The following is a 23534-nucleotide window of genomic DNA, read 5'->3' as shown; positions in this document are numbered from 1 at the left end:
GGGTCAGCGGTTGTCGTAGCGGGCGGTGAGGCCGGCCGGGACGCCGGCGTGGCCGTCGAGGGGGAGGCGGTAGAGGGCGAAGGCGTGGTCGATGACGGGCTGGGCGACGTTCCGGACGCGGACGCCGCCCGCCGTCATGCCGTGCTCGGTCCCGAGGTGGGCGTGGCCGTGGACGGCGAGGTCGGCGCCCTGGGCGTCGATGGCCTCGGCCAGCAGGTAGCTGCCGAGGAACGGGTAGATCTCCAGCGGCTCCCCCGCGAGGGTGTCGGGCACCGGGGAGAAGTGCGTGAGCGCGATGCGGACGGCGCAGCCGTGCTCGCCCAGTTCGGCGAGTGCGCGGGCCAGCGCTTCGGCGCTCCGCCGGGTCGTACGGACGAACTCCTTCATCTCGGGCTCGCCGAACTCGCCGGCGCTGCGCCCGACGAAGCCACCGCAGAAGCCCTTCACGCCGGCGACGCCCACCGTGCGCCCCGCGACGGGCAGGACGGTGCTCTCGCCCTCCAGGACCCGCACGCCGGCGTCGCGGAGCACCCGGGCGACCTCGGCCGGTTCGCCCGCGTGGTGGTCGTGGTTGCCGAGGACGGCGACGACGGGGATCCCCAGGGACGCGACCTCGCCGGCCACCACCTCGGCCTCGGCGACGTCGCCGTGCCGGGTCAGGTCGCCGGCGAGCAGCAGCAGGTCGGCGCAGCCGGGGAGGGCCTCGAAGGCGGGGCGGAGCAGGCCCGCGCAGTCCTCGCCGAGGTGGATGTCGCCGACCGCGGCCACCCGGACGACGGCCTGCCCGTCGGTCTGTCCGTCGCTCTGCCCGTCGGCCTGTCGGGCGGTCTGTCGGGCGGTCCGTTCCGGTCCGAGGAGAGTCATGGCAGCTCCTCCCCGTGGTCGGGGGCGTCACAGCCGGCGACGGCGATCTCCGTGCGGACCGTGAACCCGGTGAGGGTGGCGTGGGCGAGCTCGACGATCTCGTCGCGCCGGTCGGCGGTGGGGACGGTCCCGGTGAGCAGGACGGCGCTGCCGCGCCGCTCCACCTGCACGCCGAGCTCGGCCGGTCCGTCCTCGGCGAGCCGCTCCCGCAGCCGGGCGATGCGGTACTCGTCGGTGTCCGAGTCGAGGACCGAGGAGGGTGCGGACGAGGCCGCCGGTCCGGGGGGCCGGTCTTCGTACGGCTCCGGTCGCTCAGGGCGTTCAGTCATGGTCGTTCGCCTCCTCGCCCGGACGTCGCCCTTCCATCCGTTGCTCTTCCGTCCGTTGCTCTTCCGTCCGTTGCTCTTCCGTCCGTTGCTCTTCCGTCCGTTGCTCTTCCGTCCGTTGCTCTTCCGGGCGCCTCACGCGTGCCGGGTCCCCTCCCGTCTGGGGGGTGTGCGGGAGGACGCCGAGGAGGCGGAGCAGGTAGAGGAAGGCGGCCGCCATGGGCAGGTCGTGGGTTTCCTCCGCGACCCGGTCCCAGTCGACGCGTTCGCGCAGGCCGCGTGCGACGGGCAGCAGGGCGCCGTAGTCGCAGTGGTGCTCGGAGAGCGCCGCGAGGCGGCCGATCATCAGATCGGTGGGGTCGATCACCGGCAGGTGGACGGAGTCGACCGGCAGGATCCACGCACGGTCGAGGAGTTCCCTGGTGACGGCCCGGCCCGCGAGGGCGAAGATCAGGTCGATCTGTTCTCCCCCGCTGCGGGCCTTCACCAGCCAGTCCTCCGGCGGCTCCACGATCTGGACGCCGCGTTCGCGCAGCAGTTCGACGACGGTGTCGGCGTCCTCGGCGCGCAGCGCGAAGTCGGCGTCGTGCTGGAGCCGGACCGGGATGCCGTACGCGTACGCGGCGACGCTGCCGACCAGGGCGAACGGGCAGCCGGAACCCTTCAGGACGGAGCCGACCTCCTTGGTGACCTCCAGGATGGCCTGGGTGTGGTCGGGCGGCAGCACGTCCGCGGTTCCGCCGCCGTCGTCTCGGGTCCGTGTCATGAGGTTCATGCCTCCTCCTCCGTCCCCTCCTCGATCTCCTCAGTCTCCTCGACCGGGGCGCGCAGGGCACTGCCACCGGTCTGCCAGGCCCGGACGACGGACTCGGCGAGGGCATCCTCCAGGAGGCCGGTGGCCCGCGCGCCGAAGGCGACGTCGGCGGCGAGACCGGGTTCCTCGGCGAGCAGTCCGCCGACGACCTCGCGCCGGACCAGCTGCTCGTGGACGGCGTCGGCCTCCACGTGCTCGTCGTAGAAGCGGGCGGCCGCCTCGTCGGCGCCGCACCGGCGCAGGGCGGCGGCGTGCCAGGACGCGGCGGGCGGGGAGGAGATCTCCAGGGCGGCGAAGTGGCCGACGAGGGCGCCCCGGCGGGCCCTGCGGAGCCCGAAGAGGGACATCAGATTGGCGGTGGCGAGGACGGGCGCCCCGACGACGGGGAGGTAGTGGCCGTAGCGGGGGTCGAGCCCGAGGGCGCGCATCAGGTCGGCGTAGAGCCGGGCGTGCACCCGCTCCTCCCGGCCGCAGCCGAACTCCTCGTACAGCACGGTCGCCATCCCGGCCTTGGCGCGGCCCCACAGCCGGGGCAGCACCCAGGCGTGCGGATCGGACTCGCGGAGCTGGTGCACGGAGCGGAGCACCGCGTACTCCCGCAGCTGCCGCAGGGTGCCGTGGCGCAGCAGGAAGCGGGAGACGCCCCGCCCGTCCGGCGGCTCGGTCAAGAGGGCCTCGAAGACCTCCTCGGGCCTCGCGCTCCCCTCGCACCCGGCGCGCAGCGCCTCCTCGAAGCGGTCCTCCAGGAGGACCCGCAGGCGCAGCAGCTCCAGGTCTCCCTCGGCGGTGTCCGGCACGCCCGCGAAGCCGCGGTAGTGGAGCTCGTAGCAGAGGTGCAGGGCCAGCTGGACGTCCTCGCCGTACGGATCGGCGGCCTCGACGGCGCCGGGGCCCGGCAGTGCGGCGGGCCTGCCGCGCAGCCGGCCGGTCACGGCGGCGGAGAGCTCGCCGCGGGCCGGGGGCAGGGCGGGGGCCCCCTCGGTGCCCGCGGGGGCGCCCTCGGGCGGGCGTCCGGCTTCGGCGCGCGGTGCGGTGGTCGTCATGGCGCGGCCTCCTCGGTGTCGGGGCGGATGGCCGTCAGGCGGGCGGTGCCGGCGAGGGTCCGCCGGAGCGGCCGGGCCGGGACCGGCGGCGGTGGCTGGTGTCGCAGAACGGGTCCCGCAGGCTGCGGCGGCACCGGCACAGGGCGACCACGGGCCGCTCGCTGCGCCGCACGGTCCCGTCCGGCATGACGACCTCCACGGGGCCGTCGACCAGCAGCGGTCCCTCCTCCAGGGGCGTGACGCGGACGGTACGGGCGGGGGCCGGGGCGCGGTCGGGGCGGCCGGGGCCGTCCTCGGGCCGCGTCGGCGTCTTCGCTGCTGCGGGCTGCTCGTGCACGGGTTCCACGGCGCACCTCCGGGGCGGGGGCGGGAGGCGGAGCCCGTAACGGCTGCCTGCCTCACGGAACGGACGCCTTGGCGCATGCCCCCTCCCGGGCCCGGCATGCCCGGGAGGGGGTGGGCGTGTCCCCGCCCGGGACGGGTAGTCGCAGACGGCCGCGGGGGGGGCGCTCCCGTACCCGCCGTACCCGCCGTACCCGCTCCGAGGAGGCGATCGAGCCGTGGACGTGTCGAACCCCCTGACCCGCCGGTCGTGGCCCGGTGCCGACCGGACCGTGGCCCTGTTCCTGAAGGGATACGGGTGGCTGCCGCCCCGTACCGGGGCCGAGACGGGGACCGGTCCGCTGCCGATCCGGCTGTTCGGCCGCCCGGCGGTGGTGCTGCGCGGCCCCGGCGCCGTGCCGTTCTTCTACGACGAGCGGCACGCCCTGCGCTCCGGCGCCCTCCCCGGGCCGGTCCTCGACACGCTCTTCGGCCGGGGCGCGGTGCACACCCTGGACAGCGCCGGGCACCGGGTCCGGAAGGAGCTCTTCCTGTCCTGGCTGACGGAGCCGTCGAGGGTCGCCGCGCTGGCCGACGGGACGGTCGGGGAGTTCCGGGCGCGGCTCGGCGTGCCGGGACGCGAGGCCGTGCTGTTGGACGAGGCCGCGCTCGTCCTGGCCCGCGCGGTCCGCGACTGGGCCGGTCTGCCGGGGTACGACGACGGGGCCACCGCCCTGCTGGGGCGGGACTGCGTGGCGATGGTGGACGGTTTCGCGACGCCGGGGCCGCGCCATCTGCGCGCCCGGCGGGCCCGCGCGCGGCAGGAGGCCCTGCTGCGCGAGGCAGTCGTCCGGGCTCGGGAGGACGGCTCCGGCGGCGGGGCCGGGGATCCGCCGCGTACGCCGTTCGAGGCGGTGGTGGCGCACCGGGAGGCGGACGGTTCGCTCCTTCCGCCGGACACGGCCGCCGTGGAGCTCCTGAACATCGTGCGGCCCACGGTCGCGATCGCCTGGTTCACGACGTTCGCGGCGTACGCGATGAGCCGGCGGCCGGACGTGCGGCGGCGGCTCGCGGAGGAGCCGGAGGGGAGGGACGAGGGCCCTGCCGGGCTCGCCCGCTCCTTCGCGCACGAGGTTCGCCGCTTCTATCCCTTCGCTCCGTTCGTCGGGGCGCTGGCCGCCCGCGGTCTGGTCCTCGACGGCGGGACACGGGTGGGGCGCGGGACGCCGCTGCTCCTCGACGTCTTCGGGCAGAACCACGACCCCGCCCTGTGGGAGGACCCCTACCGCTTCGTGCCGGACCGTTTCCTCGGCGCCTCCGCGCACCCGGCCGGACTGATCCCGCAGGGCGGCGGGCCGCCCGAGGGGCACCGCTGCCCGGGCGAGGACATCACCGTCGTGCTGCTGGCCCGGCTCTCCCGGGAGCTCGCGCGGCTGGACTTCGCCGTGGCCGGGCAGGACACCCGCATCCCGCTCCGCCGCGTTCCCACCCGCCCCCGTGACGGGCTCCGGATCACCGTCGGCACGCGCGCGCGTGCCGGGGCGGCGGGGGTGCGGTCATGAGCGGCGGCCGCGGCCCGGAGTCGTACGACGCGACGCCGTTCCCGCCGGAGCGGGGCGGGCTGCCCGCGCACCGGCGGGCGGCGGAGGGGTGCCGGGGGTGCCCGCTGTACCGGGAGGCGACCGGGACCGTCTTCGGACGGGGTGCGTCGGACGCGCGGCTGATGCTGGTGGGCGAGCAGCCGGGCGACCAGGAGGACCGTGAGGGCCGGGCGTTCGTGGGGCCCGCCGGGCGGCTGCTGACGAAGGCGCTGCGGGAGGCGGGGATCGACGAGGACGAGGTGTACGTCACGAACGCGGTGAAGCACTTCAAGTTCACCGCGGAGAAGACGGGGAAGCGGCGCGTCCACAAGGCGCCGACCCTGCGGGAGACCCGGGCGTGCCGGCCGTGGCTGCTCGCGGAGCTCCGGCTCGTCCGGCCCGAGCTCGTGGTGACGCTGGGGGCGACGGCGGGCCGCTCGCTGCTGGGGCCGTCCTTCCGGGTGGGGGAGGCCCGGGGCGTGCCGGTCCCGCTGCCGGACCCCGAGGGGGACGGGGAGGCGGAGGGCGATGTACGGGTGGTGCCCACCCTCCATCCGTCGGCGGTCCTGCGGGCCCGGGACCAGGACCGGGAGGAGATGTACGCGGGGCTCGTCGCCGACCTGCGGGTGGCGGTGGAGGAGCTGGGGTGACCGGAGTCACGAGCCTCGGCGCGGGGGCCGGGCCAGGGGTCCCGCGTCGATGTGGCGGAGGAGGGTGAGGGGGTCGTCGTGGACGGCGACGGCTCCGGCGTCCTCCAGTTCGCGGCGGGTCGTGCCGCCGGTCAGGAGTCCGACGCAGGGGACTCCGGCGCGGCCCGCGGCCTCGACGTCCCAGACCGTGTCGCCGACGAGGACGGCGTCCTCCGGTTCGGCGCCCACCGCGTCGAGGGCGGCCCGCACCAGGTCGGGGGCGGGTTTGGTGACGGACACGTCGGCGCTGGAGGTGGCCGCGTCGATGACGTCGTCGGCGCCGAGCCGGGCCCGTACGGCGGCCACCTCCTCCTCCGACGCCGAGCTGGCGAGCACGATCCGCCAGCCCCGGGCGGCGGTGGCACGCAGCAGCTCCGCGGCGCCCTCGAAGGGGGCGAGGGTGTCGAACCAGGTGGCGTAGAGCGTGCCGTGGGCGTTCGCGATCGCCTCGTCCTGGTCGGAGCGGCGGCCCTGGCCGAGGACGGCGTCGAGGAGCCGGTCGGCGCCCATGCCGACGGCGCGGTGGATCCGGGCCATCGGCACCGTGTGGCCGTGCTGCCGCAGCGCCAGCCACCAGGTCAGGGTGTGGAGGTGGTTGGTGTCGACGAGGGTGCCGTCGACGTCGAACAGGGCGGCGCCGCGGTTCGGCGGTGCGTGCGGGGTCATCGCGCCTCCCGGGGGCGGTGGGGTGCCGCGGGGCCGGGGCGGTCCTCGGCCACCGGCACAGGGCGCCTTCCCGGGTGCCGCCGGGGCATGCGGACGGCCCGGACGACCACGAGCTGCTCGGAGCGGGTGCCCGGCGGGACCAGTCCGCGCCGCTCGAACCAGACGGCGCGGGCCGTCATGACGGGGCCGTACGGCTGCTCGCGGCGGGCGACGACCCCGGCCCGCAGTCCTCCGGCGCGGAGGGCCGCGAGGGTGGCGGCGATGCCGCTGAGCGAGGACTGGACGAGCAGCAGGACGCCGCTGGGCGCGAGGACGAGGGGCGCGGCGCCGCAGATCCGGTCGAGGAGGAGCCGGCCGTCGGGCCCCGCGTCCCACGCGCGCTCGGGGCCCGCGCGGGGCGGCTCCTGCGAAGGGGCGGGTACGTAGGGCGGGTTGGCGGTCACCAGGTCGAACCGCTCCCCCGCGACCGGTGCGGCGAGGTCCCCCCGCAGCACACGGACCCGGCAGCCGCGCAGGCGCGCGTTGCAGCGGGCGGTGGTGACGGCCGTCGCGGCGATGTCGGAGGCGGTCGCCCGGGCGCCCCGGCGGGCCGCCGCGATGGCGAGGATCCCGGTGCCGGTGCACAGGTCGAGCGTGCGCGCGCCGCGCTCCAGGCGCTCGCGGGCGAGGGTCTCCAGGAGCAGGAGCGTGTCACCCTGGGGCGCGTACACGCCGGGCGGTCTGATCATCCTCATGGGCTTCCCTCCGTCGGGGCCGTCGGGCCGTCGGGGCCGTCGGGCCTCGTCCGGGCGCGGGTACCCGGCGGAGCGCCCGGCACGCGCGCGTGCCCCCTGCTTGGCGCCGGGTGCGGAGGGGCACGGTTACCGCGTCCGGGGGCGGGTAGCCGCGCGCCGACAGGCGCTGCGCCGGACCAGCCCGACCAGGGAGATGACCGAGATGGTGCACGACACGATCGAAGTGACGGCCCCGCTGCGCGAGGTCTACGACCAGTGGACGCAGTTCGAGGAGTTCCCGCGCTTCATGGACGGAGTCGAGGAGGTACGGCAGCTCGACGACCGGCTCTGCCACTGGCGGACCAAGGTCGCGGGGGCGACCCGTGAGTTCGACACCGAGATCGTCGACCAGCTCCCCGACGAGCGCATCGCGTGGCGGACGGTCGGCGGGGACGTGAAGCAGAAGGGCGTCGTCACGTTCGAGAAGGTGGACGAGGAGCACACGCGCGTGCGGCTGTCGATGGAGGTGGAGGCCTCCGGGGTCGCGGACCGGGCGGGGAAGGCGATGGGGTTCGTGGAGAACCGGATCGAGGGGGACCTGCACCGGTTCAAGGACTTCATCGAGGAACGCGACCACGCGACCGGCGGCTGGCGCGGCCGGATCCGGCCGGCCGAGAGCGCCGGCGGCACGACGCCCGCCTCCCCCGCCACGCCGACCGAGGACATCCCACCGTACGAAGGTCCCCCGCCGCCGTCGGCCGGTGCCGGCCCGCCGTACACCGGTCCCATGTAGGAGCGGGTCCCGGCGGTCCGCCGGGGTTCGCCGAGTTCACCGAGTCCGCCGAGCTCGCCGAGCTCGCCGGAGAGGGAGCGCGGGTCATGATCCGGGCGTCGGACGTCATCGGGTACGTGGAGGGCCTGCTGGTGCTGCGGGCGCTCCGGCGCGGCCGGGGGCCGTTCGCCGGGCGGACCGTGGTGGTCACCGGTGCGGGCTCCGGGGCGGGGCGGGCGGTCGCCCGCGCCTTCGGCGCCCAGGGCGCCCGGGTCGCGCTGCCCGCCCGGCACCGGGCCGGTCTTGAGGCGGTGGCCGGGGAGGTGCGGCGGGCGGGCGGCGAGGCGCTGGTGGTGCCGGTCGACCCGGCCGTGCCCCGGTGGGCGGACGAGGCGGCGGACCGGATCGCGGCGCGGTTCGGCCCGCCGGACGTGTGGGTGAACGCGGCCTTCGGGCCGGGCCTCGCGCCGTTCCCTGAGGCCACGTGTCCGGGCCGCGTCGACGGGACCCGGGCGGCGCTGCGGCACATGCTGCCGTACGACGCGGGCACCGTCGTACAGGTCGGTCCGGCCCCCCACGGGGAGGCGCACGCGGTCGACGGGTTCACCGAGGCGGTACGCCGCGGGCTGCTGCGCCGCCGCAGCCGGGTGGCCGTCACGGCCGTGCGGCTGCCCGCGGCGCCGGGGCTCCGGCCGGAGGCCGTGGCCCGGACCGTACTGCGCGCGGCCCGTCGTCCGCGGCGTGCGGAGTACCGGGTGCGCGCCCTTCCGGACCGGTACCGGGCCCGTACGGGCGTGGCGGCGCGGCGGACCGGGGCACCGCGCCGGCCGTGGGCCCCGTGGCCGAAGGTGGTGACGTCGTGAACGGCTCCGATTCCGATTTCCGCCTCCTCGACGTGTCGCTGCACACGGAGGATCAGGGCCGTCTCGGGGTGCCGCTGGGCGGCCAGGGGACCGTCGAGCCGCTGGTCCTGGCGGAGGGCACGGTGGTGAGCCTCGGGCTGACCTTCCGGCTCGGCCTGGACATCGACGGGCTGGCCTTCGAGGAGGAGCGCGCCCGTGACGGCCGGATCCTGGCCACCACCCGGACGGCGCTCGGCAGCTTCCGCTGCGGCGGCCCGTACGAGGTGCGGCTTCCGCCGCTGCGCATGCCGGTCGGCCGGGCGCACCTGGGCCTCTACCGGGTCACCGGCCGGCTGACGGACGGACGGGGCCGCGAACTGGCCCGTGAGGCCCATGACGTGTGCCTCGTCCCCCAGGGTGCGCCGCCCCCGGCCCGCCCGGCAGCGGCGGCCGGCCCCTGACCGGGCCGGTCAGCCGCCGCTGCCGGGGATCCAGTAGTTGTGCACGGAGACCACGCGCGGCTGTGGCCCCTCCGGCCAGCCGAGGTCGATCGCGATCGGCATCATCCTGTCGGCGAACGCCTTCATCTTCTCCTCGGTCTCCCAGAGGTCGAAGATCTCCAGGCCGCTGTCGGTCGCCACGCACGCGTGCGAGATGCAGCCGTCGAAGAGCCCGGGCATGGCCTGGAGCTTGGCGTTGAGCGTGTCGTACTGGTCCGTGCTGATTCCGTCGAGAACGGCGTGGACGAGGATCGCCATGGCCCTTCCTCCTCGTGAGGCGGTGGTCCCCCTTCTCCCCCAGCACACCACGCCGGGCCGGGGACGGCACCCGCTCCGGACGCGGACCGCGGCCGGGCCCCTCCCCCGGGCCTACAGCCCCAGTCCCAGAAGGGCCACCTCCAGTGGGAGGGCGGGGCGTTCGGGCAGGGCGGGCGGTTCCTGGCCCCGGCCGGTGTGGGTGGGCCGCACCGGGCGGAGCGCCGCGAGGCCGTCGGCGGCCCAGCCGGCGTCGGTGGCGGGGAGGGAGAGCGTCATCTTCCGGCCGTCGGCCAGGGTCGTCTCCAGGGTGGTCGGGGCGTTCGCGGCCGGCTCGTCCATGGTCGGGCCGTTCATGGCCGGGTCGTTCGTGACCGGGTCGTTCGTAGCCGGGTCGTTCGTCCGCATGGCACCTCGCTCGGGTCGCACACGATGGGTCACCGTTTCCGGGGAAGAGGACGGCCGGGCGGGCGGAGACGTTCCCTCCGGGTCACGGGGCGGTGGCCCTCCGGAACGGGACGGCGACGTCCGCCACGTGCTCGTCGGGCGCGCTGCCGGGCCAGTTCGGGTAGTACACCTCGCGGTGGGAGGCGGTCCTGACATGGCCGTGGCGGAGGAGCCAGGTGCCGAGGGCGTGGTGGGCCGCCGCCATCGCCGGATAGCCCCGGGCCCGGCTCGTCAGGGCGATGTACGCCTCGCGGTGCGCGGGTTCGATCCGTACCCCGATCCCCGGCGCCGGTCCCGCCGGGGCCTCCGTGGGGGCGCAGACCTCGACCGGGCCGTCGGAGTCGTCGCCGACGAGGCCGTGGTGGACGGCGAAGAGGGGACCCGCCAGGCAGGCGTCCGCTTCCCGCAGACGGGCGAGGAGGAGGGTGCTCGCCTCGGCGAGGAAGCCGGGCAGCGCGGCGGCGTCCACGTGCCGCTGGATACACAGCACCGTCCGCTCGGGCACCTCGCGTTCGGCGATCTCGTACGGGGCCGGCTCCCGCCCCGCCAGCACGGCGCGTACGTAGTCGACCGCGTCCCGGCGGGCCGCGTGGAGGGCCCGCTGCTCGTCCCAGTACGCGTCGAGGAGGCGTACCGGCTCGTCCTCGCCGGGCGCGTCGAGGACCGCGGCTATGCGCTCCAGCGGCAGGCCCGCGGCGCGCAGCAGGGCGATGCGGCGGGCCCGTTCGACCTGGCCGGGGCCGTAGTGGCGGACCGAGGTGCGGGGGTCGACGCGGGCGGGTGGCAGCAGGCCCCGCTCTCCGTAGAGCCGCAGGGCCTTGGGGCTGAGTCCGGTCCGGGCCGCGAGTTCCCCGATGGTGATCGTCTCCTGGTGCATGCGGCCACTGTGCCCCTTGCCCCTGGGGCAGGGGCAAGGGGCACAGTGACGGGGTCGCGTCCGGGAGGGCTCAGCCCGTCTCGGGGGCCTTGGCCGAGGGGGCGGGTTCCGGTGCGGCCTGCTCCTCGGTGGTGACGCGGCGGGTGAGGCGGGTGCCGATGGTGAACTGCGCGGTGGCCGCGGCGAGAGCGACCACGAGGCAGCCGACCCAGAGCGGGGCCGCGCCCCAGGTGTGGATCACCCAGCCGCCGACCAGCGGCGCGACGACCGCGGAGCCGGTCCAGGCGACCTGGTAGAGGCCCTGGTAGCGGCCGCGCAGGTGCTCGGGGGAGATGCGGGCCACGAGGGCGAAGCTGGTGGGGGTGTTGCCGATCTCGCCGAGGGTCCAGACGATGATGGAGGCGCCGTAGATCCAGGCCGAGTGGCCGAGGAGGAGGACGGAGTAGCCGACGCCGATCAGCGCCGACGAGCCGGCCAGTACCCAGGACTCGGGGAAGCGCTTGGAGAGCCGGGTGAGCGGCAGCTGCACGGCGACGATCACGATGCCGTTGAGCGCGGCGACCTGACCGAAGGTGCTCGGCGAGAACCCGTCCTGGGCCATCGCGATCGGCAGTCCGCTCTCGGACTGGAGAAGGATCGTGAGGACGAGGAACTGGGCGGCGACGAACGCCACGAAGCTCCGGTCGCGCAGGACGGCGCCGAAGCCCTCGCCCTCCTCGGCGTCCGGGGGCGCGGGGACCGGGGCCTTGCCGGGGACCTTCGTCGCGATCATCACGGCGCCGATCAGGGTGGTGGCGCCGTTGAGCCAGAAGAGCGCGGTGTAGCCGGTGAGGGCGACGAGGCCGACGGAGAGCATCGCGATGGAGTAACCGACGTTGATGGCCCAGAAGTTGAGCGAGTAGGCCCGGACCTGGTCCGGGCCGGAGATCACGTCGGAGATGAGCGCGTTGTGCGCGGGCCGCGTCGCGTTGCTGACCACGCCGACGACGAAGGCGCCGAGGAGCAGGGCCCACGGCGAGCGCGCGTAGGCGAGGGCGATCATGCTCACGGCGGTGGCGCCCAGGGCGCCGACGAGGGTCGGTTTGTGGCCGAACCGGTCGCCGAGGGCGCCTCCGAACGGTCCCGCCACGAGCGAGCCGACGCCGATCGCCGCCACGACGGAGCCGGCGAAGGCCGGGGTGCGGTGCAGCTCCTCGGTGACGTAGAAGGCGAGCAGCGGCATCACGAACCCGCAGGCTCGGTTGACGAGTTGAGCGGTCCAGAGCCACCAGAAGCCGGACGGGAGCCCGCCGAAGGTCGCGGCGAGGGACGAGCGCCCCTTCGCCAGTGGCCGGAATCGCATGCGTTCCCCTTCGTCGTGACACCGTCGATCGTGGTGGATCGTGGCGGAGATCGTGGTGGATGGTACGGGTCCGGGGGTTCCGCCGTCCCGGACACCGAATGAATACCGGTCGGAGCGGTCCGGCGATAGACGCGAACACGCCACACGCCCCCCGCTCTTCGATCGGTCATCCCATCTTTGTTGCCATAGAAGCAAAGTGACGGTGCGTCATGAAAACGAGGAGGTCAGCGAGGGTCTTTCGCGGCGCCCGATCGCACCCTATGCTCGCATCGCGCCGCCGCCCAGAGCACTTCCGTACCGACGATCCACGACAGTCCGGAGGCCAAGAGCACGTGAGCGACACGGAACACGGAAGACGGGCGGGGAAGACCGCCCGATGAATCCTCTGACCTACTCGCCGCGCCTGGTCAAGGCGCTTCCCCCGGTGGACGTCAACGGCCGGGTCCTCAAGGCGTACGCGATGTTCGCGGATCCCGAGCGGTCCGGTGAGCTCCCGAAGCCGGAGTGGCTGGAGCACCATGCGGCCACGGTGCTGTCCGAGCCCCTGGGGGACGGGGACCACCCGGCCGGCTTCCTGATCCTGCACCACGGAATGGAGGGCACGTACCTGCTGGTGAGCCAGTGGTACGACGCCGACATGCTCAAGCACTGGGTGCGCGGGGCGGTGGTCGACGCCGCGGGGGAGACCGCTTTCGCGCCTCTCGCCCAGCGGGCTCTGATCGCCTGCGTCTGGGAGCTGGAGATCGTGAAGTTCGAGCGCGACGCCTGGGTGAACACCGTGCTGGCGCGCGGCAGCACCGACCGGGCGGCGCTCGGCGCGTACCTGGACACGACCTTCTCGGGGTGGGTGTGAACCACGACATCGAGGTCCGGCCGATCGGGCCGGACCACTTGGACGCGCTCCTTGAGCTGTGCCGCGAGCACGCGGCGTACGAGAAGGCGGAGTTCCACGAGAACGGGCAGGTGGAGCGCTGGCATTCGGCGTTCTTCGGGGAGCGTCCCGCGCTGCACGGCTGGGTCGCGACGGACGGCGGGAAGCCGTGCGGCTTCATGACCGTGACCACAGACTTCGCCACCTGGAGCGCCGAGCGGTTCGCCTACATGGACTGCCTCTACCTCCAGGAGCCGTATCGCGGGCTCGGGTTGGGGCGGGTCTTCCTGGAGCGGCTGCGGGAGTTCGCGCGCGCCGAGGGCTGCGGCTGGGCCGAGTGGCAGACGCCGCCGGACAACGAGCTCGGCATCGGCTTCTACCGGCGCATGGGCGCCGGGACCAGGAGCAAGCTCCGTTTCCACTACGACATCGGGGTGCGTGGCCTGTCGTGACGAAGAGTTCCGTATCGGAGGGTCCCATACCGGAGGGCCCCGCATCGAAAGGTCCGGCACCGAAGGCTCCGGCGGTCGCGCTGCCGCCGTGGTCGATCGACCCGGCCGACCAGGCGGGACCGGCGCCCGCGCTCGGCGACCTCGTCCGCGCGGCGGCCATCCGCTGGCCGGACCGGCAGGCGCTCCACGACGGGCGGCTCGGTCTCACCTTCGCGGAGCTGGAGCAGCGGGCCCGGACGCTCGCGGCCTGGCTGGCCGGGCAGGGCGTCGGGCCGGACGACCGGGTGGCGGTGCTCGCCGAGAAGAGCGCGCTGATGCCGGTCCTGGCCGTCGCGATCTGGAAGTGCGGCGCCGTCTACGTGCCGCTCGACGGTACGGCCCCGGTGCCGCGGCTGCGCGGCCTCCTCGACCGCCTCGATCCGCGGGTCGTGCTCGCCCTGGACGACCGGGAGCCGACGGCCGACGGGTTCCGGTGGGCGGGCCGGACGGAGCTGGACGGGATCCTGGCGGGGCCGGCCCGGGAGTGGCCGACCGTGCCGCACCGGCCCGGCGCCACGGCGTACATCATCTTCACGTCGGGTTCCACGGGTGAGCCCAAGGGCGTGGAGATCACCGTCGCCAACCTGGTCGCGTACTTCGGGAACCACAACGAGATCCTGCGGTTCACGCCGGAGTCACGGGTGTTCAGCCTCTCCCCGTTCCACTTCGACGTGTCGATCGAGGACACGCTGCTTCCGCTGTCCCTGGGCGCGTACGTCCACCAGTTCCGCGGCGTGCACGCCGGTGCCGTGATGCGGGCGGTCATCGCCCGCGAGGGGATCACCCATCTGATCGCGGTGTCCACGCTGTTGACGATGATCACCGAGGGCGGGCGGCACGTCACCCGGGAGAACTTCCCCCGTCTGGAGATGGTGATGACGGGCGCGGAGGTCTGCGACCCCGGTGTCATCAACGTCTGGAAGGACGGCCTGCCCGAGGTGCGGGTCATCAACGTCTACGGGCCGACCGAGGCGACGATCGTCTGTGTCGCCCACGAGATCGAGCGGGTCGACCCGGAACGCGTGAGCGCGTATCCGATCGGCCGACCGCTGCGCGGGGTCACGGCACGGATCATGGACGACGGGACCGAGGTCCATGATCCGGACAGGATCGGCGAGTTGTGGATCGGCGGCGAGCAGGTCATGCGCGGCTACCACGGGCAGCCGGAGGAGACCGCGCGGCGCGTGGTCGAGGTGGACGGCGTCCGTCACTACCGCACCGGTGACCTGTGCAGCTACGACGAGAACGGCGACATCGTCTTCCGCGGCCGGAACGACGACGAGGTGAAGCTGGCCGGCCGGCGGATCCACCTCGGTGAGATCCGGCAGACGGTGCTGAGCTGCCCCGGTGTCGAGCGGGCGGCCGTCGCCCTCGTGCCGCGCCACGGCCACGACGTGATCGCCCTCGTGGTGATGGCGCCGGACCGTGCGGTGGTGGCGGACGTGGAGAAGCGGCTGGGGGAGCTGCTGCCCTCGTACATGCTCCCGACCCTCGTCGCCTGGTCGCCCGAACTCACCCTCTCCTCGACGGGCAAGACGGACGAGAAGCCGCTGATGCGGCGGCTCGCCGAGGCGGCCGGGGAGACGAGCGCGACCCGCTTCGCCTTCACGCCCGCCGGGGACGTCGAGGCCGTCGACGAGGACGGTCATGCCTGACGCCGGAACGGCTTCTCTGAACGCCGAGTTCGGGCGTCTGGCCGCCGCCCGGAAGATCATGGCGGTACGGGGGTACACCGGCTCGCTCGCGGAGGACCGGCTCAACGCCGAGCGCTGGATCGCCCGTTTCGGCGGCGCCGTGGACCCGGGCGACGGCGCGACGGTCGAGGCGGGCGAGCAGGGGGTGACCGTCCGGCCGGCGCGGGAGGCGGCGGACAGCCCGTGGGTCGTGTACGTCCACGGCGGCGGGATGGTCCACTACTCGACCACCGTCTTCCAGCCCTTCTTACGCACGCTGGCGAACGCCCTCGGGGCGCCGGTGGAGGCCTTCGACTACCTGAAGGCGCCGGAGCACACCGTCGAGGAGTCGGTGGAGCGGCTGGCCGGGCACATCGCTTCCCGCTGCCGGTCCCTGACGGACCGTCCGGTGGTGCTGGCCGGTGACAGCGTCGGCGGGCTGCTTGCGCTCTATCTCGGCCTGCGTGTCCTGCCGGGGGTGTTCTCGCGCCTCGTCCTCGTCTACCCGGTGCTCGACCTGCGCACGGAGCGCCCCTCCTACCGGGTTTTCGGCGAGGGCCACTTCCTCGACCGCGACGCCATGCGGCTCTTCACCTCGTTCCTCGAACCCTTCTTCTCGGCCCGCGACTTCGACCCGATGAACCTGCCGGAGAGCGACCTGGCGCGGCTGCCGGACTGTTCGATCGTGACCGCCGGCTGCGACGTGCTGCGCGACGAGGGCCTCGCCTGGGCGGAGCTCATGGCCGTCCGCTCCCCCGGCCTGCGGCACCTGCACTTCCCGGACCTCCCGCACGACTTCTGCCTGTACGCCGGGCGGCTGGCCTCGGCCGGGAGCGCCGTCGCCGAGATCGCCAGGACCGCCTTCCCGCTCTCCGCACCCCCACGCACGGAAAGGGGCCGACCGTGACAGCCCGAACGACCGGCGCGGCCGGTCCGCCGCCCGCCCTCGGCGACCTGCTGGCGGCCCCGGTACGCAGGTGGCCGGACCGCACCGCGATCGACGACGGAGCCGTACGGCACACCTTCGCCGAGCTCGAACAGGGCGCCCTGAAGATCGCCGGATGGCTGGCCGGGCAGGGGGTGGGGCCGGGCGACCGGGTCGTGGTCCTCACCGAGAAAAGAAGTGTCATGCCCATGATCATCCTGGGCATCTGGAAGCGCGGCGCCGTGTACGTCCCGCTCGACGCCGCCGAACCCGGCCCCCGGCTCCACGGGCTGCTCGACCGGCTCCGCCCGGCCGCCGTGATCACACCGGCCGGGCGGGAGGCGGCGCTCCCCGGCATCCCGACACTCCCCGGCATCCCGATGCTCGACGGGGAACGGCTGGTCACGGTCCTCCACGGGCCCGCAGCCCCGCACACCACCATCGCCCACGGGCCGGAGGACGCCGCGTACATCGTCTTCGCCTCCGGCGCGACGGGCGAGCCGCAGGGCGCCGAGATCAGCGTCGCCGGGCTGCTCGCCCACTTCGCCGGCCACGACGAGGTGCTGCGGTTCACCCCGGACTCCCGCGTCCTGAGCCTCTCCCCCTTCCACTTCGACGTGTCGCTCCTGGACACCTTGCTCCCTCTGTCCCTGGGGGCCTTCGTCCACCAGTTCCGGGGCCTCCCGGCGGGTGCCGTCATACGGTCGGTGATCGCCCGGCAGCGGATCACCCACCTCCTCGCGGTGACGATGCTGCTCGACCTGATCACCGGCGACGGGCGGCAGATCACCCGGGAGAAACTCCCCGACCTCGAACTGGTCATGACGGGTGCTCAGGTCTGCCCGTCCTCCGTCCTGCGCACCTGGGCGCAAGGGCTCGCCGGCGCCCGGCTCGTGCAGTCCTTCGGCCCGCCCGAGGCCACGATCTTCGGCCTCACCCACACCGTCAGGACCGAGGACACCGAGAGCGCCGCGCCCTGCCCCGTCGGCCGGCCGCTGAAAGGCGTACGGGCGAAGCTCGTACGGGACGGGGCCGAGGTCCGGGGACCCGGCGCCGAGGGAGAGCTCTGGATCGGCGGCCCGCAGGTCATGCGCGGCTACTTCGACCAGCCCGAGGAGACCGGCCGGCTCGTCGCCGAGGCCGACGGGACGCGCTGGTTCCGCACCGGGGACGTCTGCGGGTACGACGCCGACGGCGCCCTCGTGCTGCGCCGCCACGCCGACGAACGGATCACCTGGCTGGCGGGCCGCCGCACCCATCTGAACGAGATCGACCGGGCCGCCCTGAGCTGCCCCGGAGTCGAGCGGGCGGCCGCCGCCGCGGTCCGGCGCGGCGGCCGCGACGCCGTCGCCCTCGTCGTCGTCTCGAAGGAACGGCGGACGCTCTCCGACCTGCCCGAGCACCTGCGCGGCCTCCTGCCCGAACCCCTGCGCCCGGCCGTGCTCGCCTGGGCCCCCTCGGCACCGGGCCCGTCGGCGCCGGCGCCCGACGGGCGGGGCCTGGGCCGGCGGCTCGCCACGGCGGCCTCGCGGTCGCCCTCCCCGTACTTCGCGCTGTCGGCCGACGGCGCCTTCGAACCCATCGACGAGGTTGACGAGGTGGAGACATGACCGTCACGGTGAACGACACGATCAAGGACAAGGTCGCCACGTACCTGGAGGCGGCGCTCGGCAAGCCGGTGGACCTCGCCCCGCTGCCCGACGCCACCCCCCTCAACACGCTGGGCCTGGACTCCCTCCTGACCATCAGCGTCCTCGTCACCCTCCTGGAGGACGCCGGCGTCGACCTCGGCGAGCACGCCGACTCGCTCGTCACGCCCAGCACCCTCGGCGACCTGTACGCCCTCGCCGACCGCTTCCTCGGCGAACCGGAGGCGCCGGCGCCGGAGGAGATCCCGGCCGCGCCCCGGGAGCAGAACGACCAACTGGCCTATTACCAGGCCAAGCTGGCGTACGAGACCGACTCCGCGGACCTCCGGGACGCGCTCGCGTCCGGGCAGGACATCGTCGTCGTCGACGGGCGGAGCAGCGAGGCGTACGCGGCGGAGCACATCCCCGGCGCCGTCAGCATCCCGCACCGCTCGATCTCCCAGGAGTCGCTGGCCGGCCTCTCCAAGGCGCCGCTGTACGTGACCTACTGCGACGGCATCGGCTGCAACGCCTCCACCAAGACGGCGATCAAGCTGGCGACGGCGGGCTTCCGGGTCAAGGAGCTGATCGGCGGCCTCGACTGGTGGAAGCGGGACGGCCACCCGACCGAGGGCCACGCCGCCCCGGCCCACGCCCACCACACCGGCTGCGGGTGCTAGGCGCCGTAAGCGGCAGACAGGAAACAGCCGTCCCGAGCAGAGAGTTGGGGAGCCGATCCGTGAGCACCGAGGAGCACGACGACACGCCGCTGGACGTGGCGGTGGTGGGCGGCAGCCTCGCCGGCTGCGCCGCCGCCGTCCACTTCGGCACGATGGGGTACCGGGTGGCGGTCTTCGAGAGGAAGGCGACGCCCGAGTCGTACCACAAGCAGCTCTGCACCCACTTCGTCCAGCCGCACGCGGTCCCGCTCCTGTCCGCCCTCGGCCTCGCCCATCTCCGCGAGCCCTCCTGGTCGGTGGCGACCAAGGCCGTCTTCGTCACGCCCGGCGGCGTGGTCGACACGCCCGGCACCGGTTACGACCCCGAGCGGCCGGACTCGTACGCGCTCAACCTGGAGCGGCGGGTGCTCGACCCCGCGATCCGGGAGTCCGCGCGGCGACACGGCGTCCGGTTCGTCGAGGCCACCGGGGTGGAGGGCGTCACGGAGGACGCCTCCGGCTGGACCCTCGACACCGACGGCGCACACGGACCCCGGCGGTACCGGGCCCGCCTGGTGGTGGCGGCGGACGGGCGGCGCTCGCGCCTTGCCGGGCTGCTCGGCAACGAGGCCGAGAGCCGCCCCAACGAACGGGCCGCGCTCTTCGGCTACTTCCGCGGGATCGCGGCCCCCGAGGACGGCCGGTCGGTCTTCGTCATGAACGACCACGACCTGGCCTGCGCCTATCCGCTCGTCGACGGCCGCACCGAGCTCGTCCTCTTCGCGGAGAAGTCGCGGGTCGAGGGGTGGCGCGGCGCGGACGGCCGGATGCAGGAGTTCCTGAAGTACTTCGACGGGCTGGCCGCGGCGCCCTCGGTGGCCGACGCCGTACCGGAGGGCCCTCTGCTGGGGTACGCCGACTATCCGAGCCTGATCCGCCGGCCGGTCGCCGGCTCCGTCCCGTTCGTCGGCGACGCGGCGCTCTCGCTGGACGCCATGAGCGGCGTCGGCTGCGGATTCGCGCTCCTGTCGGCCCAGTTGCTCGCCCGCGCGTTCGCCGGCCGGTCCCTGGACGCGGACGGGGTGCGGGCCGGGCTCGACGACTACCGGCAGCGGTTCGAGAAGGCCCTCCTGCCGCACGCCGAGGGCATCTGCGGGGACTCCCTGGTCGGCAAGGACGAGGCGACCCGGCAGAGGATGTTCGAGACCATCTGCGGAGATCCGGAACTGAGCCGGACGTATCTGGCGCTGACCGGCCGGATGGTCATGCCCGCCGAGTTCCAGCGCGCGTTCATGCGCGGCCTGATGGCCCGCCGGGCGGGCGCGGCACGCGCATAGCTCCGGGGATCCCCGCATCCGGGCTCCTCCGCAGGAAAAGCACCGGGAAAGCACCAGGAAGGACAGGGAAAGATGCCGCGCGTCGCTTTCACGACTTTCGCGATCCTGAAGAAGCCGTACGGGAATCCCGAGGTCCAGGAGTTCGACGACCTGACGCCGCCGACGTTCGAGGAGGCGGAGCAAAGCCCGGGGTTCATCGCCCGAGCGAAGGAGGACCCCGGCCAGAGCCACCTCACCAACTTCCAGCGGGACTGGGGGGAATGGGGGAAGTTCGAGGTCCCGCGCTTCTACACGGGCGGCCGGACGGACGAGACCGACAGCCGGGCCTCCACCCTGTCGCTCTGGACCGACCTGGAGTCCGTCCTCGCCTTCACCTACGCCGGCCTGCACCGCTCCACCCTGAGCCGGCGGCACGAGTGGTTCCTGAAGCCCGAGTGGCCCTCGTACGCGGCCTGGTGGGTCTCCGACGACACGATCCCCACCTGGGCGGACGCCTGCGCCCGCCTTGAGCACCTGCACGACCACGGGCCTTCGCCGTTCGCGTTCTCGTTCCGCCGGCCCTTCGACGCCGACGGCGCCCCGACGCAGCTGCGCCGCGCGACCGGGCGGCAGGGGACCGGCGACTGACGCCGCGTCACACCGCCTCCTCCACCCCCTCCGCCTTCTTCTCCTCCCCACCCTCCACATCCTCTAGGGGCTTCCTTGATCACGCGTGCCTTCGACCGGTCGGCGATGAGCTGGTCCTACGAGATGCACCTGCAACCCATGCTGTCCGCGAGCGACATCGAGGGGCTGCCGTTCGGTTCCGTCTTCGGCAGCGTCCCCGGCCACACCGTCTCGAAGCGCCACGCCCACCAGGACGGCGAGATGTTCATCGTCCTGGCCGGCAGGGCCACCGTCGTCCTCGGCGACGAGGAGCGCGAGCTGGGCCCCGGCCAGGTCTGCTACCTGTCGCCGTTCGGCTTCCACGAGATCCGCAACGACCACGACGAGCCCTTCGACATCGTCTCCGTCTACTGGGAGCACATCCCGAGCGCCGTCGCCGTCCTGGAGAAGGCGCCGCCGCGCGACCGGCTCGCTGATCGGACTCTGGTGTTCTGCCCGCCGCCCACGCCCAACGGCGGCCTCCACCTGGGCCATCTGGCGGGTCCGTACGTCCGCGCCGACATGCTGGTGCGCGCGCTGCGCAGCACCGGCCGCGAGGCCCGGTACGTCACCGGCACCGACGACCACCAGTCGTACGTGGCCGCCGCCGCCCGCCTGCGCGGTACGGCCCCGGCCGACGTGGCCACGGCCGAGGGCGACGCGATCGTGGCGACCCTCCGCGCGGCCGGTGTGGACGCCGACCGGCTGACCCGCCCGGCCAAGGACCCGGAGCACGCCGGCCGGATCCGGGAGCTGCTGGCCCGGGTGACCGCCTCGCCGTCGGTGCGGGAGGAGGAGCGGGAGACGGCGTACTGCCCCAGCTGCGACCTCTCCCTGCACCAGGCCTTCGCCCGCGGGGCCTGCGCGCACTGCGGGGCGTCCAGCGACGGGGAGATCTGCGAGGCGTGCGGTCGGCCGGGCGAGGCGCGGGAGCTCACCGGCGTGCGGTGCCGGATCTGCGACACCGAGGCCGTCACCCGTCCGGAGCGGGCGCTGTGGCTGGATCTGAACGCCCACGCGGAGGAGCTGCGGGAGTACCTGCGGACCGCCGCCGCCTCGCCCGACCTGCGGATCCTGGTCGAGCGCCTGCTCGACGAGGGGCTGCCGCCGTACCGGCTGGCCAGGACCACCGAGTGGGGCGTCGGCCTGGGTGAGGGGCAGGCCCTCGACGCCTGGGCGGACCTGGCGCTCACCTTCCTGGACGCCGCCCGGGCCGAGGCGGAGGAGGGCGGCCCGGCGCGGATCGCGCTCTTCCTCGGCTACGACAACAGCTTCTACTACGCGGTGCTGCTGCCGGTCCTGGCCTTCGCCGCCGGTCTCGGCGAGCACCTGCCCGCCGCGTTCGTCACCAACCGGTTCCTGCACCTGGGCGACGAGAAGTTCTCCACCAGCCGGGGCCACGCGGTCTGGGCCGACGACGCCCTCGCCGCGGCGGGGCCGGACGCCGTACGCCTGGCGCTGCTGCGCGACGCCCCGGAGGGGCGGGTCACCCGGATCACCGAGGAGCGCGCCGGCCGGCTCGCCGAGGACCCGCTGTACCTCGCCGCGCGGGCATGGCTGGACGGCTTCGCGGCCCTCGACAAGAACGGCGACGGCCTGGTGCCGGGGACCGGCGCGTGGACGGACGCGCACCGCGAGTTCTACCGCTGCCTCAATCTGACCACACGTCAACTCGACGGTCTGGTCCTGCCGGAGGCGTTCAGCGCGCGCGGTTACGTCGACCTCCTGGAGTCCTTCGTGAAGCGCTGCGCCGAGTTCCGGGCGACGGAGGAGACCGCGCGCGAGGTCCCGTCGCTGGCGGAGGAGGCGCGTACCAGCCTGGCCCTGGAGTACCTGGCGGCCAAGGTGTTCGCCGCTCTGGCCTGGCCGGTCGTGCCCGGTCTCGCCCAGCGGGTCTGGGAGTGGCTGGGGCTGCCGGGCGAGCCGGTACGCGAGGCCGACTGGTCGTTCCTGCCGTCCGGCAGCCGGTGCGCGGCGCCCGCGCCCGTCGCACCCGCACCCGCACCCGCACCCGCGAGCGGACGGTCGTGAGCGACGCCGGTCCGGCGGCCGTCCCGCCCGGCGGGGAGCTTCCCGCCGGCGCGGACGTCGTGGTGGTGGGCGCCGGGATCACCGGCGCCGCCGTCGCGCACCACCTGGCCCGCCGGGGCGCGTCCGTCGTCGTCCTGGAGCAGGCGCCCGGTCCGTCCGCCGGGGCCACCGGCCGCTCCGGCGGCATGGTGCGGGCCTTCGACCCCGACCCGGTGGTCGCCGAGCTGGCCCTGGCCGGGCTCGCCGCCTACCGGGATCCCGGCCGGTGGGCCTCGGGGCGGGCGCCGCTGCACGTGGTCGGCGCGGTGACGGCCGCAGCACCTGCCGAGGAGGCCGCCTTCCGGGCGGCCGCCGAGCGGATCAACGGCGCGCTGGGCACCACGGCGCACGTGGTGGCCGGGGCCGCCGAGGCGGCGGGGATCCGCCTGGCGAGCGGGGTCGCGCTGGTCGAGCCGGAGGCCGGCTGGGTGGCGCCGGCCGAGGTCACGGCGGACTGGCTGGCGCAGGCGTCCGCGAACGGCGCCGTGGTCCGCTGCGGGGTGCGCGTCCGGGCGGTGGAGGCGCGCGGCGGCCGTCCGGTGGTCCGTACCGACGCGGGTACGGTCCGGGCGGGGGCCGTCGTGTCGGCGGTCGGCCCCTGGGCGGCCGACCCGCCGTCCGGGCTTCGGCCGGACGTGCCGGTCCGTGCGCGGTCGATCCAGGTGAGCGTCGTCGGGCGCCGGCCGGACGTGCCGGCGCACGCGACCTTCGTGGACCTGCGGACCGGGCTCTACGCCAAGCCGGTCGGCGCGGACCGGACGCTGATCGGCATGCCGCACCTCGTCTGGGGCTCCGCCGTCGGCGCTCCGCCGGACCCGGCGCACGCGCGGGCGACCGTCGCCGCGCTCACCGCCCACTTCCCGTGGCTGGCGACGGCGCCGCACCTCGACACGATCCGGGCCGCGGACGCCTACGACGTGCCCGGCGGCGACGGTCTCCCGCCCGGGCTGCTCCGGGGCACCGGGGTGCCGGGCGTGTGGGCGGTGCGGGCCTTGAACGGCGGCGGCGTCAAGACGGCGCCGGAGGCCGGCCGCCGCATCGCCGCCGCGGTCCTCACCGACCCGGTCTCCGCCGACGCGGCTCTCGCCGCCACCCGCCCCCACACCGCCTGACCGCGTCTCCCCGGCACCACCCCGGCACCGTCCGACGGCGTCGCCCGGCTCCACCGCCTACGGGCGGCGCCT

At 74.7% G+C, this 23534-nt stretch carries 26 protein-coding genes; 15 read left to right on the top strand and 11 right to left on the bottom strand.

Features of this window, described 5'->3' with window-relative positions:
- Nucleotides 1-3 precede the first annotated feature (3 nt).
- From QK442_RS04820 to QK442_RS04800, 5 genes are read right to left on the bottom strand one after another with little or no spacing between them, the layout of a single operon-like run.
- A complete protein-coding gene (locus QK442_RS04820) occupies nt 4-864 on the bottom strand; it encodes a metallophosphoesterase (RefSeq protein WP_282692544.1) in 861 nt (286 codons plus the stop codon).
- Nucleotides 861-1193: a BON domain-containing protein gene (locus QK442_RS04815; RefSeq protein ID WP_282692543.1), complete on the bottom strand. Its 333-nt coding sequence runs from the start codon at nt 1191-1193 to the stop codon at nt 861-863. Before QK442_RS04815 ends, QK442_RS04820 begins: the two co-directional genes overlap by 4 nt.
- Nucleotides 1186-1956: a nucleotidyltransferase family protein gene (locus tag QK442_RS04810; protein WP_282692542.1), complete on the bottom strand. Its 771-nt coding sequence runs from the start codon at nt 1954-1956 to the stop codon at nt 1186-1188. The genes QK442_RS04815 and QK442_RS04810 overlap by 8 nt, the downstream gene beginning before the upstream one ends.
- 5 nt (nt 1957-1961) lie before the next feature.
- Nucleotides 1962-3047 carry an iron-containing redox enzyme family protein gene (locus tag QK442_RS04805; protein ID WP_282692541.1) on the bottom strand — a complete coding sequence of 362 codons (1086 nt, stop codon included), beginning with the start codon at nt 3045-3047 and terminating at the stop codon, nt 1962-1964.
- Nucleotides 3048-3081: 34 nt separating this feature from the next.
- Nucleotides 3082-3384, bottom strand: a complete 303-nt coding sequence (locus tag QK442_RS04800) for a CDGSH iron-sulfur domain-containing protein (RefSeq protein ID WP_282692791.1) — start codon at nt 3382-3384, stop codon at nt 3082-3084.
- Between the two features lie 223 nt (nt 3385-3607).
- On the opposite strand from QK442_RS04800, the gene QK442_RS04795 reads away from it, so the two are divergent.
- Together QK442_RS04795 and QK442_RS04790 are read left to right on the top strand one after the other, a co-directional pair.
- The gene (locus QK442_RS04795) at nt 3608-4930 is read left to right on the top strand and encodes a cytochrome P450 (RefSeq protein ID WP_282692540.1); all 1323 of its coding nucleotides are present in this window, start codon (nt 3608-3610) and stop codon (nt 4928-4930) included.
- Nucleotides 4927-5598 (top strand): UdgX family uracil-DNA binding protein, encoded by a 672-nt coding sequence (locus QK442_RS04790; RefSeq protein ID WP_282692539.1) that lies wholly within the window; start codon nt 4927-4929, stop codon nt 5596-5598. The genes QK442_RS04795 and QK442_RS04790 overlap by 4 nt, the downstream gene beginning before the upstream one ends.
- Before the next feature lie 6 nt (nt 5599-5604).
- On the opposite strand, the gene QK442_RS04785 is transcribed toward QK442_RS04790, so the two are convergent.
- Together QK442_RS04785 and QK442_RS04780 are read right to left on the bottom strand one after the other, a co-directional pair.
- The gene (locus tag QK442_RS04785; protein ID WP_282692538.1) at nt 5605-6303 is read right to left on the bottom strand and encodes an HAD family hydrolase; all 699 of its coding nucleotides are present in this window, start codon (nt 6301-6303) and stop codon (nt 5605-5607) included.
- Entirely contained in the window at nt 6300-7037 is a 738-nt protein-coding gene (locus QK442_RS04780; protein ID WP_282692537.1) for a HemK2/MTQ2 family protein methyltransferase, read from the bottom strand. The genes QK442_RS04785 and QK442_RS04780 overlap by 4 nt, the downstream gene beginning before the upstream one ends.
- A 193-nt stretch (nt 7038-7230) precedes the next feature.
- Here QK442_RS04780 and QK442_RS04775 point away from each other — a divergent pair, with 193 nt between their 5' ends.
- From QK442_RS04775 to QK442_RS04765, 3 genes are all read left to right on the top strand, one after another.
- Nucleotides 7231-7809: an SRPBCC family protein gene (locus QK442_RS04775; protein WP_349239631.1), complete on the top strand. Its 579-nt coding sequence runs from the start codon at nt 7231-7233 to the stop codon at nt 7807-7809.
- Nucleotides 7810-7895: 86 nt separating this feature from the next.
- Nucleotides 7896-8651, top strand: a complete 756-nt coding sequence (locus QK442_RS04770) for an SDR family NAD(P)-dependent oxidoreductase (RefSeq protein WP_282692536.1) — start codon at nt 7896-7898, stop codon at nt 8649-8651.
- The gene (locus tag QK442_RS04765) at nt 8648-9091 is read left to right on the top strand and encodes a hypothetical protein (RefSeq protein WP_282692535.1); all 444 of its coding nucleotides are present in this window, start codon (nt 8648-8650) and stop codon (nt 9089-9091) included. Before QK442_RS04770 ends, QK442_RS04765 begins: the two co-directional genes overlap by 4 nt.
- Before the next feature lie 9 nt (nt 9092-9100).
- On the opposite strand, the gene QK442_RS04760 is transcribed toward QK442_RS04765, so the two are convergent.
- From QK442_RS04760 to QK442_RS04745, 4 genes are all read right to left on the bottom strand, one after another.
- A complete protein-coding gene (locus QK442_RS04760; RefSeq protein ID WP_282692534.1) occupies nt 9101-9388 on the bottom strand; it encodes a hypothetical protein in 288 nt (95 codons plus the stop codon).
- A 111-nt stretch (nt 9389-9499) separates the two neighbouring features.
- On the bottom strand, nt 9500-9793 hold the full coding sequence (locus tag QK442_RS04755) for a hypothetical protein (protein ID WP_282692533.1): 294 nt from the start codon (nt 9791-9793) through the stop codon (nt 9500-9502).
- A gap of 82 nt (nt 9794-9875) precedes the next feature.
- Nucleotides 9876-10709 (bottom strand): MerR family transcriptional regulator, encoded by an 834-nt coding sequence (locus QK442_RS04750; protein WP_282692532.1) that lies wholly within the window; start codon nt 10707-10709, stop codon nt 9876-9878.
- A 70-nt stretch (nt 10710-10779) separates the two neighbouring features.
- Nucleotides 10780-12051, bottom strand: a complete 1272-nt coding sequence (locus QK442_RS04745) for an MFS transporter (protein ID WP_282692531.1) — start codon at nt 12049-12051, stop codon at nt 10780-10782.
- A gap of 376 nt (nt 12052-12427) precedes the next feature.
- Here QK442_RS04745 and QK442_RS04740 point away from each other — a divergent pair, with 376 nt between their 5' ends.
- From QK442_RS04740 to QK442_RS04695, 10 genes are all read left to right on the top strand, one after another.
- Nucleotides 12428-12904 (top strand): hypothetical protein, encoded by a 477-nt coding sequence (locus QK442_RS04740; RefSeq protein WP_282692530.1) that lies wholly within the window; start codon nt 12428-12430, stop codon nt 12902-12904.
- Nucleotides 12895-13374 carry a GNAT family N-acetyltransferase gene (locus QK442_RS04735; protein WP_282692529.1) on the top strand — a complete coding sequence of 160 codons (480 nt, stop codon included), beginning with the start codon at nt 12895-12897 and terminating at the stop codon, nt 13372-13374. The genes QK442_RS04740 and QK442_RS04735 overlap by 10 nt, the downstream gene beginning before the upstream one ends.
- Nucleotides 13375-13400: 26 nt before the next feature.
- A complete protein-coding gene (locus tag QK442_RS04730; RefSeq protein WP_349239632.1) occupies nt 13401-15068 on the top strand; it encodes an amino acid adenylation domain-containing protein in 1668 nt (555 codons plus the stop codon).
- Nucleotides 15061-15993: an alpha/beta hydrolase gene (locus tag QK442_RS04725; protein WP_282692527.1), complete on the top strand. Its 933-nt coding sequence runs from the start codon at nt 15061-15063 to the stop codon at nt 15991-15993. The genes QK442_RS04730 and QK442_RS04725 overlap by 8 nt, the downstream gene beginning before the upstream one ends.
- Nucleotides 15990-17621, top strand: a complete 1632-nt coding sequence (locus tag QK442_RS04720) for an AMP-binding protein (RefSeq protein ID WP_282692526.1) — start codon at nt 15990-15992, stop codon at nt 17619-17621. The genes QK442_RS04725 and QK442_RS04720 overlap by 4 nt, the downstream gene beginning before the upstream one ends.
- Nucleotides 17618-18319 carry a rhodanese-like domain-containing protein gene (locus tag QK442_RS04715; RefSeq protein ID WP_282692525.1) on the top strand — a complete coding sequence of 234 codons (702 nt, stop codon included), beginning with the start codon at nt 17618-17620 and terminating at the stop codon, nt 18317-18319. The genes QK442_RS04720 and QK442_RS04715 overlap by 4 nt, the downstream gene beginning before the upstream one ends.
- A gap of 59 nt (nt 18320-18378) precedes the next feature.
- The gene (locus tag QK442_RS04710; RefSeq protein ID WP_282692524.1) at nt 18379-19635 is read left to right on the top strand and encodes an NAD(P)/FAD-dependent oxidoreductase; all 1257 of its coding nucleotides are present in this window, start codon (nt 18379-18381) and stop codon (nt 19633-19635) included.
- A 72-nt stretch (nt 19636-19707) separates the two neighbouring features.
- Nucleotides 19708-20262, top strand: coding sequence for a DUF3291 domain-containing protein (locus tag QK442_RS04705; protein ID WP_282692523.1), 555 nt, complete (start codon nt 19708-19710; stop codon nt 20260-20262).
- 75 nt (nt 20263-20337) lie between these two features.
- Nucleotides 20338-22311, top strand: coding sequence for a class I tRNA ligase family protein (locus QK442_RS04700; RefSeq protein WP_282692522.1), 1974 nt, complete (start codon nt 20338-20340; stop codon nt 22309-22311).
- Nucleotides 22308-23462 carry an FAD-dependent oxidoreductase gene (locus QK442_RS04695; protein ID WP_282692521.1) on the top strand — a complete coding sequence of 385 codons (1155 nt, stop codon included), beginning with the start codon at nt 22308-22310 and terminating at the stop codon, nt 23460-23462. The genes QK442_RS04700 and QK442_RS04695 overlap by 4 nt, the downstream gene beginning before the upstream one ends.
- Nucleotides 23463-23534: the final 72 nt, after the last annotated feature.

This window comes from Streptomyces sp. CC208A (genome assembly GCF_030010625.1).
Lineage (GTDB): Bacteria > Actinomycetota > Actinomycetes > Streptomycetales > Streptomycetaceae > Streptomyces.
Note: the sequence above shows the minus strand (reverse complement) of the source record. Positions and strands in the feature narration are given on the sequence as shown.

Coding starts and splice junctions, on each gene's coding strand:
- QK442_RS04820 (WP_282692544.1), bottom strand. CDS start 864: ATGACTCTCCTCGGACCGGAACGGACCGCCCGACAGACCGCCCGACAG.
- QK442_RS04815 (WP_282692543.1), bottom strand. CDS start 1,193: ATGACTGAACGCCCTGAGCGACCGGAGCCGTACGAAGACCGGCCCCCC.
- QK442_RS04810 (WP_282692542.1), bottom strand. CDS start 1,956: ATGACACGGACCCGAGACGACGGCGGCGGAACCGCGGACGTGCTGCCG.
- QK442_RS04805 (WP_282692541.1), bottom strand. CDS start 3,047: ATGACGACCACCGCACCGCGCGCCGAAGCCGGACGCCCGCCCGAGGGC.
- QK442_RS04790 (WP_282692539.1), top strand. CDS start 4,927: ATGAGCGGCGGCCGCGGCCCGGAGTCGTACGACGCGACGCCGTTCCCG.
- QK442_RS04785 (WP_282692538.1), bottom strand. CDS start 6,303: ATGACCCCGCACGCACCGCCGAACCGCGGCGCCGCCCTGTTCGACGTC.
- QK442_RS04780 (WP_282692537.1), bottom strand. CDS start 7,037: ATGAGGATGATCAGACCGCCCGGCGTGTACGCGCCCCAGGGTGACACG.
- QK442_RS04775 (WP_349239631.1), top strand. CDS start 7,231: ATGACCGAGATGGTGCACGACACGATCGAAGTGACGGCCCCGCTGCGC.
- QK442_RS04770 (WP_282692536.1), top strand. CDS start 7,896: ATGATCCGGGCGTCGGACGTCATCGGGTACGTGGAGGGCCTGCTGGTG.
- QK442_RS04760 (WP_282692534.1), bottom strand. CDS start 9,388: ATGGCGATCCTCGTCCACGCCGTTCTCGACGGAATCAGCACGGACCAG.
- QK442_RS04755 (WP_282692533.1), bottom strand. CDS start 9,793: ATGCGGACGAACGACCCGGCTACGAACGACCCGGTCACGAACGACCCG.
- QK442_RS04750 (WP_282692532.1), bottom strand. CDS start 10,709: ATGCACCAGGAGACGATCACCATCGGGGAACTCGCGGCCCGGACCGGA.
- QK442_RS04745 (WP_282692531.1), bottom strand. CDS start 12,051: ATGCGATTCCGGCCACTGGCGAAGGGGCGCTCGTCCCTCGCCGCGACC.
- QK442_RS04740 (WP_282692530.1), top strand. CDS start 12,428: ATGAATCCTCTGACCTACTCGCCGCGCCTGGTCAAGGCGCTTCCCCCG.
- QK442_RS04725 (WP_282692527.1), top strand. CDS start 15,061: ATGCCTGACGCCGGAACGGCTTCTCTGAACGCCGAGTTCGGGCGTCTG.
- QK442_RS04715 (WP_282692525.1), top strand. CDS start 17,618: ATGACCGTCACGGTGAACGACACGATCAAGGACAAGGTCGCCACGTAC.
- QK442_RS04705 (WP_282692523.1), top strand. CDS start 19,708: ATGCCGCGCGTCGCTTTCACGACTTTCGCGATCCTGAAGAAGCCGTAC.